Origin of the sequence: Streptomyces sp. Y1 (assembly GCF_041053115.1) — a bacterium.
Taxonomy (GTDB): Bacteria; Actinomycetota; Actinomycetes; order Streptomycetales; family Streptomycetaceae; genus Kitasatospora; species Kitasatospora rubellomurina.
Genome location: NZ_CP163445.1, coordinates 1,444,751 through 1,456,813, shown reverse-complemented (window position 1 = coordinate 1,456,813; position 12,063 = coordinate 1,444,751). Strand labels below are relative to the sequence as shown.

Below are 12,063 nucleotides of genomic sequence, written 5' to 3'. Positions count from 1 at the left end.
CGCGGTCGGCGGCGCCTCGGCGGGCGCGGCCGGGTGTGTACGACCGAAAGGAACCCCCTCGCCATGACCGCTGCCCAGTGGCCCCGCCCCCGCGTGCTCGTCGTCGGCATCGACGGCGTCCGCCACGACTACCTGGCCGAGGTGCCGATGCCGCGCCTCCAGGAAGTCGCCGAGGCCGGGTTCCTGGTGCCGGTCACCGTCGCGGACTCCGTGCCCACCATGTCCGGCCCCTGCTGGGCCACCATCGTGACCGGCGTCGAGCCCGCCAAGCACGGCGTCTGGGGCAACCACCTGGCCGGCAACCGGCTCGACGTCTTCCCCGACTTCGCCACCCGCCTCAACCGCGGCGACCGCCGCCGCACCTTCGTCGCCGCCGGCTGGGACCCGCTGATGATCAACGAGTCCGGCGGCCCGCTCTTCCGCGCCCCCGGCCGGCTCTCCTACATAGCCCCCGCCGAGGACACCCCCGAAGCCTGGGAGACCGTCGACGAGGAGGTCACCCGCGAGGCCGTCCACGTCCTCGGCACCGCCGACCCCGAGGCCTCCTTCGTCTACCTCGGCGCCGTCGACGAGACCGCCCACTTCCTCGGCTGCGGCGAGGAGTACCGCGCCTCCATGCGCACCGCCGACGAACGCCTCGGCCGCCTCCTCGACGCCGTCCGCGGCCGCGCCACCTACGCGGACGAGCAGTGGACCGTCATCGTCGTCACCGACCACGGACACGTCGACGCCGGCGGCCACGGCGGCCGCACCGCCGAGGAGCGCACCGCCTGGGTCGCCTGCGCCGGGCACGACATCCCGGCCGGCCCGCCGACCGGCGAGATCCGCCACCCCGACGTCGCCGCCCAGGTGTACGCCTCGCTGCTGCGCCCGATCGACCCGCACTGGACCCTCGACGGCCGGCCCTTCCCGCTCGCCCGACCCGTGCCGGCGACGGCGCCGCAGACGGCGCCGGAGACAGTGCCGGCGACGGTCTGACGGACCGGCGACAGCGGCCCGACGCCCCGGCCTCCGTGGCGCCCTGACGGGGCCTCGCCCCCCCGGCCGCCCGGCCGCCGATGCGCCCAGGTGCAGCAGGCCGGGCTGCGGCCGGGCCGGGTCTGCGCGACGCTCGATCGGGACCGTACCCGCCCCACCGGACCCGGGGACGTACGCCTGAAGGTGGAGACCGCACCCCGTGGGTCGGAGGCGTAACCGCGACCTGGTGGTGACGCCCGGCGAGGACGCCGCACGAGACGATGGGTACACCCGGACGGCGTACCGCACCGGTCGGAACGGCGGTACGTTCGGGCGGACGCGGAAGCGGGCGCCACCGGCACCACGGACACACCACACACGGACACACCACACCGGTCCACCCACACGGGGCCGCACGGAGAGGGCAGACGGGCATGAAGGGCATCGTGAGCAAGGTCGCACTGGGAGTCGCGGGCACCGGCATGGCCGTCGCCGTGGCCGCCGTGGCAATCGGCCCGCGCGTGTCCGACTGGTACGACGGACGCCACCAGGAGCAGTCCTCGTACGACACCGGCGTGCAGGCCAAGTCCGACCGCCGCTCCATGCCGGGTTGGCTGCCCGACAACGCCTCCTCGGTCAAGTACCTGATGTCCACCACCGGCGACGACCGCCTGCTGCGCGCCACCCTCCCCGAGGGCCGGCTGCCCGCCGGCTGCACCAACGGCGTGCCCGGCAAGGGCCTGCACCCGGTGCCGGTCTCCCTCAAGGCCGGCTGGTTCCCGCAGGACGTCGGCGCCAAGGCCACCGGCACCTGCGGGCACTACAACGTCTCGCTCCACGGCAACCAGCTCTACGCCTGGCAGGACGGCGCCGCGGTGCAGGCGGCCCTGCGCGCCGAGCACCCCGCCAAGCGCTGAGCGGCCCGGCCGAGGGGTCCGTCCGGCCCGCCCGCACCTCCCGGTGCGGGCGGGCCGTCGCCGTGCGACCGGACCCCCTCCTGTCGCAACCCGGCCGGGCTGCGGTAGGACGGGGCGTGAACAAACCTCACCCCGCCCCGCTCCCCGTCCGATAGGAGAACCATGCCCGGCCCGACCGCCGGCGCCGCCGGACCCGCCGGCGACACCCCCACCGACCCCCACACCGCCCCCGCCGCCGAGCCCGGCTCCGGTGACCCGGCCGCCACCGGCCTGGCCACCGTCGTCGTCCTCGGCGGCCTCGCCGCACTCGGCCCGCTCACCACGGACCTCTACCTGCCGGGCCTGCCCGCCATCGCGGACGACCTGGCCGCCCAACCGGCGGCCGTCCAGCTCACCCTCACCTTCTCGATGTTCGGGGTCGCGGCCGGACAGCTGCTCTTCGGGCCGCTCAGCGACCGCTTCGGTCGCCGCCCGCCCCTGCTCGCCGGAATGGTCCTGTTCACCCTCGCCAGCGTGCTCTGCGCGCTCGCGCCGAGCCTGCCGGTGCTGATCGCCGGCCGCTTCGTCCAGGGCGTGGCCGGGTCGGCCGGACTGGTCATCGGACGGGCCGTCGCCCGGGACCGGTTCAAGGGCGTCGCGATGCTGCGCTTCCTCGCCTCGATCACCCTCATCTCCGGACTGGCGCCGATCCTCGCGCCGATCGTCGGGGCGCAGCTGCTGCGCGTCACCTCGTGGCGCGGCACCTTCGGCGCGCTGACCGCGCTCGGGCTGCTGCTCACCCTCGGCGCGTTCGGCGCGCTGCGCGAGACGCTGCCCGCCGGGGCCCGGGACCGCGGCGGGATCGGGGCGACGCTGCAGACGATGGGGCGGCTGCTGCGCGACCTGCCGTTCCTGGGGCTGGCGCTGACCAGCAGTTTCGCCTACGGGGCGCTGTTCGGGTACATCAGCGGGTCGTCGACGGTGCTCCAGCACGTGTTCCGGGTGTCGCCGCAGACCTACAGCCTGCTGTTCGGGCTGAACTCGGTGGCGATCGTCGTGATGACGCAGCTGAACGGGCGGGTGCTGGCGCGCCGCTTCACGTCGCGGGCCCTGGTGCTGGGCGGGCTCGGCGCGGCGGTCGCGGCGGGGGCGGCCCTGGTACTGGGGACGCGGCTGTGGGACCTCGGGCTGATCGGGTTCTGCCTGCCGCTGTTCGTGCTGATGGGCAGCCTGGGGGTGCTGCTGCCGAACACCGCCGCGGAGGCGCTCAGCCTGGTCGAGCCGCAGGCGGCCGGTACGGCGGCGGCACTGCTCGGCACCGGCAACTTCCTCGCCGGCGCGGTGGTGGCGCCGCTGAGCAGCCTGGGCGGTCAGCCGTCCGCGGTGCTGCTGGCCGCCGTGGTGCTGGTCTGCGGGCTGCTGGCGACGGCGACCTACCTCGCGCTGTGCCGGCCGGCGCGGATGCGGACGGCGGAGGCCTGACGGAGCACGGTGGACGGCGAACAACGAACAGCGAACAACTGACAACAAACAGATAACAGCCGACAGATGTTGAAATCTGTCGGCTGTTATCTGTCATCCGTCCGCCGCTCGCAGTCGGCGATCGGCAGTCGGCGATCGGCCGTTAGCGATAGGCCGTCAGGCGATCGAGAAGTCGTCGCCGTACACGTTCCCCTGGCCGTACCAGCCGTGCAGGTACACGGTGACGGTGCCGGAGGCGCCGGTGGTGAACGGGACGGTCAGCTTGGTCCAGCCGGAGGCGTTGGCCCAGGTGCTGGCGGTCGCACCGCCGCTGACGCCGAGGTACGCGTAGTTGCCCTGCACCCAGCCGCTCAGCGTGTAGCCGGTGTTGGGCTTGAGGGTGACGGTCTGCGAGCACTCGCCGGTCTGGCCGGCGTCCGCCGCGGCCTGCAGGGCGTAGGAGCCGGAGTGCACCGGGGTGCTGACGACCGCGCCGCCGCTCTGGCAGGTCCACGGGGCGAGGTTGCCGGTCTCCAGGCCGCCGTTGACCAGGCCGGTCGGCGGCGGGGTGGCCCCGGTGACGGTCAGCGAGTAGGTCGCGGTGTGGGTGCCGGACGGCGCGGTCGCGGTCACGGTGAGCGGATAGGTGCCCGCCGTGGCGGCCGAGGTGGTGGTGATGTTGAGCGTGGCGCTGCCGCCCGCGGTGACGGTGCCGGGGGTGACGGTGGCGGTGACGCCCGCCGGTGCGCCGCTGACCGACAGGTTCAGGCTCTGCGCCGAACCGCCGGTGACCGCCGTCGAGATGGCCGCCGTGGCGGACGAACCGGCCGCCACCGTGCCGGAGTTGGGGTTCACCGCGACCGAGAAGTCGTTGCCGGGCTGGGTGCCCGTGACGGTCAGCGTGAAGACGCCGGTGTGGGTGCCGGAGGCCGCGCTGCCGGTGACCGTCAGCGGGTAACTACCGGGCGCCACCGCCGAGGTGGTGGTGATGTTGAGCGTGGCGCTGCCGCCCGCGGTGACGGTGCCGGGGGTGACGGTGGCGGTGACGCCCGCCGGTGCGCCGCTGACCGACAGGCTGACGCTCTGCGCCGAACCCGCCGTCACCGCCGTCGAGATGGCCGCGGAGGTGGACGAACCAGCCTTGACAGTCGCAGAGTTGGGGTTGACCGCGACGGAGAAGTCGTTGGTGACCGTCGAGCCGCTGGTGAACGGCGCGAAGATGTGGGTGAAGTCCCAGGTGTTCTGCGCGATTCCGGAGCAGGAGTCGTCGCCGCCCTTGCCCGGGCAGCCGCCGTTGTCCCGCTGCAGGGCCCAGAAGGACAGCGTGTTGATGCCCTTGGACACCGCCCAGTTGTACACGGTGGTCGCGTTGGCCACGGTGAAGGTCTCGGCCGCGCCGAAGTCGTCGATGCCGGGCATCTCGATGATCCCGATCGAACCCCACAGCTGGGCGGGGGACTTGGCCGGGTAGAGGGTGGCGAGCTGGTTGTAGAGGCCCTGCGCGGAGGTCTGGGTGTCGGCCGCCATGTCGTGGGCGGCGTTGTCGTAGTAGTCGAAGGTCATCATGTTGACGACGTCGATCCGCGCCTTGTTGCTGACCGCGTTGCGCAGCACCGCGAGACCGTTGTCGGCGAGCCCGCCGGTGGTGGTCGGCAGGGTGTAGGAGAACTGGACGTTGCGCCCGTTGGCGGCGGCCCAGTCCTGCACCTGCTTGATCGCCTTGTTGCGGCGGTCGATGCCGGCGGTGTTGGTCAGCGAGTTGTCCTCGATGTCGAGGTCGATCCGGCTGATGTCGTAGGTGGTGATCAGGTTCTGGTACGCGGCCGCGATCTGGTTGACGTCGGTGCAGCTGTCCGCGAGTTCGGTGCCGGTGTTGTCGGCGGTGTAGCCGCCGAACGAGGGGATCACGTCCCCGCCGTTGGCCCGGATCGTGGCGATGTCGGCACCGAAGGTGGAGGAGGCGACGGGCTTGGAGGTGTCGCCGTTCCAGTACGGGGTGCAGGAGCCCTTGGTGGCGGCCTGCAGGAAGGCCATCGTCAGGTACTTGGCGCCGGACTGGGCGGCGAGCGTGGCGGGGCTCTGCCCCGTCCAGGACTCGAAGTAGGGCGCGAAGACCCGGCTGGGGAGCGGGGTCGCGGCCTGGGCGGTACCGGTGCCGGCGGCGACCAGGCCGGCCGAGGCGGCCAGGGTGGCGCAGGCCGTCAGGGCCGCTTGGATGGTTCTGCGTAGACGCATCGGTTCTCCAACGAACGTGGTGGGGGATGGTGTTGGGGCGTCGGGGAGTTCGCGGTGCCGGGAGTTCGCGGGGTGGCGGGTGGGCTCGGCGCAGCGAGCGGTTCGGTACGGCAAAGGGGATGGAGCGGCAGGGGCGTCGGAGCGGCGGCGGCGCTGCGGACGCGCGCACGCCGGACGGGGCGGGGGTGGAGCGGAACAGGGCAGGGCAGGGCAGTGCCTCAGCCGCCGGTGGTCACACCCCCACAGTGCATCCCGGTCGGATCGACATGCCTATGTTTGGACTAGACCACTTCTCTGTCAAGAGTCCTTACTGTTCGTCAGCGCACCGCCCCGGCCCAGCCGCTCGCGGGAGATCGCCGGGGGCCGGGAAGGTTCGGGAAACGCCGCGGCCGCGCACCCGGTGACGGGGCGCGGCCGCGGCCGCCCGGCGCTCAGGAAGCCGGGCGGATCAGGGTGGGGCGGGTGCGGGTCTGGCGGGACGGCCAGCGGGGCGGGCTAGCGGGACGGCGGGCAGAGCGTGGTGCGCAGCGCGTCGTTGATCTTCGCGGCGGTCTCCGGTCCGAAGCCCTGCGGGTGCTCGGGGGAGGTGAAGCGCTGGTTCGCCATGTCGACCAACTTCGCGGTGTCCTTGGGGAACTGGTACATCGACTGGCACTGGTTGCGTGCCCGGTCCACGGCCTGGTCGGGCTTGCCGCCGACGATCCCCGGGTCGATCGCGTTCAGCGCGGCGACCAGCTTCGCGGTCCGGTCGGCGTCCGGCTTGCCGGGCAGGCCGGCGTCGGCCGGGGCCGCGGGCTTGGCGGGCGCGGAGGCCCCCGGGGTGGCGCCGTCCGCCGGGGCGGGGGCGGACGGGGCGGGGTCCGTCGAACCGGCCGTGGGGGCGGCGGCGCCGGAGGCCGGGCCGCCGGAAGCGGCGGTCGTGGCGGCGGGGGTGGGGGAGCCCGCCGCGGCCGTGGCGGAGCCGGAGCCCGAGCCGGAGCTGGAGCAGGCGGCGAGGCTCACCGCGGCGAATGCCGTGAGGGTGGCGGCGAGGAGTCGAGTGCGCATGGCGCCACCCTGTCATGTTCGCGGCGCCGATGGGAAGGTCCCCGGGGCGGCAGCAGGAGGAGCAGCAGGGGTGGCACCAGTGCGGCAGTGACAGGCCGGCGGCAGGGCGACGCGGCAAGGGGCGGAAAGGGGGGCCGAAAGGGAGAGGCCGAAAGGGGCGGGGGCCGGGAGGGGCGGGGGCGGGCCGCCGCCCGTCCCCGCCCCCCTCCCGGCCCGGAGTGCGGTCGGGGTCAGCCGAGGCCGTTGGACTTCAGCCAGTCCTTGGCCACCGTCGACGGGTCCTCCTTGTCCACCGCCACCCGCTTCATCAACGCCGTCAGCCCCGCCGTGTCCAGCTTGGCCGACACCGCGTTGAGCGCGGCCGTCGCGGTGGCGTCCAGCCCCGCCTTGTTGACCAGCGGCGTGACGTTCTGCGCGCCGAAGACGTTCTTCGGGTCGGCCAGCGGAACCAGCTTGAACTGGACGATCTTCGGGTCGGTGGTGAACACGTTGCCGACCTGCACGCCGCCGTCCTTCAGCGCGTTCGCCGTCGTGTCGCCGGTCGGCTTCCACTCCTTGAACGTCAGCCCGTAGACGTCCTTGAACTGCTGCTCGCGGCGGGACTTGAACTCCGGCGGCCCGCCGATGGTGAACTCGCCCGCCTTGGCCGCCAGGTCGGCGATGCTCTTCAGCCCGTACTTGTCGGCGGTCTCCTGGGTGACGCTGAGCGAGTCCTTGTCCTCGGCGGGCGAGGAGTCCAGCACCGCCAGCGAGGCGGGCAGCGCCTTGGCCAGCGCCGCGTTCACGTCCTGCGTGGTGACGGCCGTCGCCTTGGCGTCCAGGTAAGCGAGCAGCGCGCCGTTGTACTCGGGCAGCACGGTCAGGTTGCCGCTCTGCAGCTGCCCGTACAGCACCTCGCGGCTGCCGATATTGAACTTCTCCTCGACCTTGACGCCCTTGGCCTTGAGCGCCTGCGAGTAGATCGAGCCGAGCAGGACGTTCTCGGGGAAGTTCGCCGAGCCGACGACCACCGTCGAGCCCGAGCCGCCGGAGCCCGCCGCTGTGCCGCTCGCGGACGCTCCGCCGGCGGCCGGGGCGCTCGAACTGCCGCCGAGCGGGTCGCCGCCGGAGGAGCCGCAGGCGGTGGCGCCGAGGGCGAGCGCGGCGAGCGTGCCCAGGACGGCGGCGCGACGGGTTCTGTTGATCGTCGACATGGTGACAGATGTCCTTCCGGAGAGGAGAGGAGGGTAGGAGAAGCGAAAGGCAGGAGGAGCGAAGGGGTTCAGCGGCCCCGGCGGCCGGGTCGCGCCCCGGGCGGGAGCGCGTACCGGGAGAGCAGGGAGAACAGCAGCTGGGCGCCCACCGCGAGCAGCACCACCAGCAGCGCGCCGCCCGCCGTCACCGCGTACCGGCGTGTCGCCAGCCCGTCGATGACGTAGCGGCCGAGCCCGCCCAGCCCGACGTAGGCGGCCACCGTGGCCGTCGCGATCACCTGGACGGTCGCGGTGCGGAACCCGGCCAGCAGCGTCGGGGCGGCGGACGGCAGGCACACCTGCCACAGCACCTGCGGGTGGGTCAGCCCGACACCGCGCGCCGCGTCCCGCACGTCCGGGTCGGTGCCGCGCACCCCCTCGACGGCGGCCACCAGCAGCGGCGGCGCGGCCAGTGCCACCAGCGGCACCAGCGCGGCGGTGTCGTTCACCCCGGCGAGCAGCACCGTCAGCGTCACCAGCCCGAGGGTCGGCAGCGCGCGGGCGGCGCCCGCGAACGCCGTCACCGCCGTGACGCCGCGCCCGGTGTAGCCGATCAGCAGCCCGAGCGGGACGGCCAGCACCGTCGCGTACAGCAGGGCCTCGCCCGAGAACAGCAGGTGCTCCCAGACCCGGTGCGCGATCGAGTTCGGGCCGCTGTGCTGCTCCGGGTCGGAGAAGAAGTCGGACAGCCAGGTCAGCCAGTTCACGAGCCCGCCCCCTTCTCCCGGACGGCCCACGGCGCGAGCAGCCGCCGGGCGCCCACCAGCACCAGGTCGACGACCAGGGCCAGGGCGGCGATCAGCACGATGCCCGCCACGATCGGGGTCGGGAAGGTGCGCTGGAAGCCGTCGATGAACAGGTAGCCCAGGCCGCCGCGCCCGATCAGCGCGCCGACGCTGGCCAGCGAGATGCTGGCCACCGCCGCCACCCGCAGGCCGGCGACCAGGTACGGCACGGCGGCCGGCAGCTCGACCGCGGCCAGCCGGCGCCACGGCCCGTACCCCATGGCGGTCGCGGCCTGCCGGACGGCCTCCGGGACGGCACGCAGGCCGTCCACGGTGGTCGGCAGCAGGACGGCGAGCGCGTAGAAGGTGAGCGGGACCATCACGCTGGCCTCGGTGGCGAGCCCGGTGTACGGGATCAGCACCACGAATACGGCCAGCGACGGCACCGCGTAGACGACGTTCAGGACGGCGGACAGCGGCTGGTAGAGCCGGGGGAAGCGGCTGCAGGCCAGGCCGAGCGGCAGCGCGATCAGCAGGCCGATCAACACGGGGGGCAGGGCGAGCAGGGCGTGGTCGGCGAGCAGGTGGCCGAGGTAGCCGAGGTGGTCGCCGATCCAGTACCAGCGGACGATCGGTTCATCGTCCACCGGCGGCACCGTCCGTTCGGCTGTCGGCTCGGCTGTCGGCTCGGCTGTCGGTTCGGCTGACGGTCGGTGTGCCCGGGGCGCCGTCCTTGCGCAGCGGTACGCCGTCCGCTCCGTCCGCGCCGTCCACGGCCGGTGCCGGGAGCGCCGAGAGCGCCGGGAGCGCCGCGAGGACGGCCTCCCGGCTCGCGGTGCCGGTGGCGCGTCCGTCCGCGTCCAGGGCGACGGCGACCCCGGCGGGGGAGAGGACCGCCGCGTCGAGCGCGGTGCGCAGCGTGTCGGCCTCCGGCCGGAATCCGGCGGCGGGGTGCAACTCGGCGCTGGCGGCAGCGCGGTCGATCCAGCCGATCGGCCGGCGCTCGTCGTCCAGGGCCAACTCCCAGTTCCCGTACCGGAGTCCGGCGTCGACCGGGCGCAGGACGACGGCGCTCGCGGGCCGCAGGCCGAGACCGCGCAGGCCCCGGTCGCGGCCGAGGAAGGCGGCCACGCCGTCGTCGGCGGGAGCGGTCAACAGGGTGTGCGGGTCGGCGAGTTGGGCTATCTTCCCGTGCTCGCGCAGTACCACCACCTGGTCGCCGAGCCGGACGGCCTCCTCGATGTCGTGGGTGACGAACAGCACCGTCTTGTGGAGCTCGGACTGCAGCCGCAGCAACTCGTCCTGGAGCCCGGCGCGCACCACCGGGTCCACCGCGCTGAACGGCTCGTCCATCAGCAGCACCGGCGGATCGGCCGCCAGGGCGCGTGCCACGCCGACCCGCTGCTGCTGGCCGCCGGACAGCTGGAACGGGTACCGCTTGGCGAGGTCGGGCGCGAGGCCGACCAGTTCGAGCAGTTCGGCGGCCCGGGCGCGGGCCCGCTTGCGGTCCCAACCGAGCAGGCGGGGGACGGTGGCGATGTTGTCGATCACCCGGCGGTGCGGGAAGAGGCCGGCCTGCTGGATCACGTAGCCGATGCCGCGCCGCAGCTTGGCGGGCTCCAGCTCGGCGACGTCGGTGCCGTCCAGCAGGACCCGGCCGGAGGTGGGCTCGACCATCCGGTTGACCATGCGCAGCAGGGTGGTCTTGCCGCAGCCGGACGGCCCGACCAGGACGGTCGTGCGTCCGGTCGGGACCTCCAGGTCCAGGCCCTCGACGGCGATGGTGCCGTCGGGGTGGCGCTTGCCGGCGCCCTCGAATCTGATCACAGGGTGTTTCCTCGTCAGGGCGCCCCGGGGAGGCGGCGCCTGGTCGGTCGTTCGGTCGGCGGCGGCTTGTCGACGGGCGGTGGGCGACGGGCGGTGGTGGCCTTGGCGGGCCGCCGTCGTCGCGCTGGCGCTCGTCGGATCAGCTGCCTGGGCGTTCTTCCGCCCGCGTGGCTGCCCAGCTTCGGACCGGCGGAAACTCCGATCAGACTATGACCTGCGTCATCTTCTGTCGCTCGGTCACCATCCGGAAGGCGGCGGGCTGCCGCCGCCCGTCCGGTGTTCGAGCAGGTCACCGGCACCGGCCGGGTCGCCGGCTTGGCCGGGGTCGCGGGGCTGCCGGGCCTGCCGGGCGCTCCCGAGCCTGCCGGGTGGGGCCGAGCCTGTCGGTGCCACCGGGGCTGGCGGCGACCTCCGGCGCTGTCAGTGCTAGCTAACTTTGCCGGTGATAGCCGATCTGTTCGCGCTAACGCCTGGGCCGGATGCAGCTCAGCCTGCCGGTGGTTCCTCTCCTGTCGGCGCTAGCGCTCCTGTCGAGGCTCGTCCGCCAAGCCCCGGCCGCCCTGACGCGTCGGCAGGCCGGCGGCCGCCCAACCGACGAACCCGCCGTCCAGGTCCGTCGCCCGGTGCAGGCCCAGCTCGCGCAGCGAGGCGGCGGCAAGACTGGAGGCGTAGCCCTCCGAGCACACCACGATCACCTCCACGTCGTAGCCCCGCGCCTCCGGGATGCGGTGGGAACCGGTCGGATCCAGCCGCCACTCCAGGACGTTGCGCTCGATGATCAGCGCTCCCGGGATCTCCCCCTCCGCCGCACGCTGCGCCGCCGGACGGATGTCCACCAGCAGCGCGCCGTCCAGCCGGGCCTGGTAGGCCTCCCGGGCGCGCGGACGGTGGACGCCTTCGCGGGCGCGCTCCACCAGGTCGTCGATCGTCGTCACCACTGTTCCGGTCCTTCCTCGGAGGTGCGAACGAGCCCACCGGCCCGCAGGTCGTAGTGCGCCATGGAGCTGAGCGGCGGCGAGTAGGCGTGCAGGGTGACGGCCGGGCCGACAGCGGTGTTGCGCACGTCGTGCACGTACTCGGGCCCGAAGGCGCGGGCGGTGCCGGCCGGGATCCGGCGGATCAGCAGCCCCTGGTCGGGCCCGCCCAGGGACAGCTCCTCCAGCTCGCCGAGCGCGACGGCGAAGGCGCCGCGCGAGCCGCCGTGGTCGTGGAAGCCGGTCGACTGGCCGGGCAGCCAGCTGATCAGCCACACCTCGTGGTCGTCGTCGGCCGCGAGGCGCCGGTACCAGCGCTCCTCGGTGGAGAGCCGGACGTGGTGGATCCACTGCTCGGGGCGCTCGGCGAGCTCGCGGACGACCGTCCGCAGGGCGCTCGGGCTGAGCGGCGTACGGGCGCCGGCCGTGGCGTCGGCGGGATCGGAGAGGTGGGAGAGGTCGGAGTGGTGGGAGGAGTCGGCGGGTCCAGCGGATTCGGCGGGTACGGCGGCCGGTGCGGCCGGTGCTGTGCTGCTCGGGCTCATCGGGGCGTCCTCGGGTGCGGCGGGAACGTCGGCAGGGTGCGCCCGGACCGGCCTGCGGCGGTACGCCCGGGCACCCGGAGGTACGACGGGGTACGGCGGGGCGCGCAGGACGCGGAAGGGCGACGGGTCAGAACTACGGGAGCGGGTGCGCGGCGCGGGCCCTG

Annotated in this window: 11 protein-coding genes; 3 read left to right on the top strand and 8 right to left on the bottom strand. The window is 73.9% G+C overall.

Annotated elements, in window-relative coordinates:
• The first annotated feature begins 63 nt into the window (after positions 1-63).
• The 3 genes from AB2U05_RS06135 to AB2U05_RS06125 all read left to right on the top strand — a co-directional run bounded on the left by AB2U05_RS06135 (position 64) and on the right by AB2U05_RS06125 (position 3,335).
• Positions 64-978, top strand: coding sequence for an alkaline phosphatase family protein (locus tag AB2U05_RS06135; protein ID WP_369182641.1), 915 nt, complete (start codon positions 64-66; stop codon positions 976-978).
• Between the two features lie 425 nt (positions 979-1,403).
• Positions 1,404-1,874: a hypothetical protein gene (locus AB2U05_RS06130; protein ID WP_244178654.1), complete on the top strand. Its 471-nt coding sequence runs from the start codon at positions 1,404-1,406 to the stop codon at positions 1,872-1,874.
• Between the two features lie 162 nt (positions 1,875-2,036).
• Complete coding sequence (locus tag AB2U05_RS06125; RefSeq protein WP_369182640.1) at positions 2,037-3,335, top strand: multidrug effflux MFS transporter; 1,299 nt, start codon at positions 2,037-2,039, stop codon at positions 3,333-3,335.
• Positions 3,336-3,491: 156 nt separating this feature from the next.
• On the opposite strand, the gene AB2U05_RS06120 is transcribed toward AB2U05_RS06125, so the two are convergent.
• The 8 genes from AB2U05_RS06120 to AB2U05_RS06085 all read right to left on the bottom strand — a co-directional run bounded on the left by AB2U05_RS06120 (position 3,492) and on the right by AB2U05_RS06085 (position 11,899).
• Positions 3,492-5,549, bottom strand: coding sequence for a glycosyl hydrolase family 18 protein (locus tag AB2U05_RS06120; protein WP_369182639.1), 2,058 nt, complete (start codon positions 5,547-5,549; stop codon positions 3,492-3,494).
• 495 nt (positions 5,550-6,044) lie between these two features.
• Entirely contained in the window at positions 6,045-6,596 is a 552-nt protein-coding gene (locus AB2U05_RS06115) for a hypothetical protein (protein ID WP_369182638.1), read from the bottom strand.
• 230 nt (positions 6,597-6,826) lie between these two features.
• On the bottom strand, positions 6,827-7,789 hold the full coding sequence (locus AB2U05_RS06110) for an ABC transporter substrate-binding protein (protein WP_369182637.1): 963 nt from the start codon (positions 7,787-7,789) through the stop codon (positions 6,827-6,829).
• Between the two features lie 68 nt (positions 7,790-7,857).
• Positions 7,858-8,535 carry an ABC transporter permease gene (locus AB2U05_RS06105; RefSeq protein ID WP_045693133.1) on the bottom strand — a complete coding sequence of 226 codons (678 nt, stop codon included), beginning with the start codon at positions 8,533-8,535 and terminating at the stop codon, positions 7,858-7,860.
• Positions 8,532-9,200 carry an ABC transporter permease gene (locus AB2U05_RS06100; RefSeq protein WP_045693199.1) on the bottom strand — a complete coding sequence of 223 codons (669 nt, stop codon included), beginning with the start codon at positions 9,198-9,200 and terminating at the stop codon, positions 8,532-8,534. The genes AB2U05_RS06105 and AB2U05_RS06100 overlap by 4 nt, the downstream gene beginning before the upstream one ends.
• Entirely contained in the window at positions 9,190-10,380 is a 1,191-nt protein-coding gene (locus tag AB2U05_RS06095; protein ID WP_369182636.1) for an ABC transporter ATP-binding protein, read from the bottom strand. The genes AB2U05_RS06100 and AB2U05_RS06095 overlap by 11 nt, the downstream gene beginning before the upstream one ends.
• Before the next feature lie 518 nt (positions 10,381-10,898).
• Positions 10,899-11,318 carry a rhodanese-like domain-containing protein gene (locus tag AB2U05_RS06090; protein WP_369182635.1) on the bottom strand — a complete coding sequence of 140 codons (420 nt, stop codon included), beginning with the start codon at positions 11,316-11,318 and terminating at the stop codon, positions 10,899-10,901.
• Positions 11,312-11,899 (bottom strand): cysteine dioxygenase family protein, encoded by a 588-nt coding sequence (locus AB2U05_RS06085; protein WP_369182634.1) that lies wholly within the window; start codon positions 11,897-11,899, stop codon positions 11,312-11,314. Before AB2U05_RS06085 ends, AB2U05_RS06090 begins: the two co-directional genes overlap by 7 nt.
• Between the last annotated feature and the right edge of the window lie 164 nt (positions 11,900-12,063).

What these genes read in the sequence shown, in the direction of transcription:
- AB2U05_RS06125 (WP_369182640.1), top strand. Translation starts at nt 2,037, where the DNA reads ATGCCCGGCCCGACCGCCGGCGCCGCCGGACCCGCCGGCGACACCCCC.
- AB2U05_RS06135 (WP_369182641.1), top strand. Translation starts at nt 64, where the DNA reads ATGACCGCTGCCCAGTGGCCCCGCCCCCGCGTGCTCGTCGTCGGCATC.
- AB2U05_RS06085 (WP_369182634.1), bottom strand. Translation starts at nt 11,899, where the DNA reads ATGAGCCCGAGCAGCACAGCACCGGCCGCACCGGCCGCCGTACCCGCC.
- AB2U05_RS06115 (WP_369182638.1), bottom strand. Translation starts at nt 6,596, where the DNA reads ATGCGCACTCGACTCCTCGCCGCCACCCTCACGGCATTCGCCGCGGTG.
- AB2U05_RS06110 (WP_369182637.1), bottom strand. Translation starts at nt 7,789, where the DNA reads ATGTCGACGATCAACAGAACCCGTCGCGCCGCCGTCCTGGGCACGCTC.
- AB2U05_RS06120 (WP_369182639.1), bottom strand. Translation starts at nt 5,549, where the DNA reads ATGCGTCTACGCAGAACCATCCAAGCGGCCCTGACGGCCTGCGCCACC.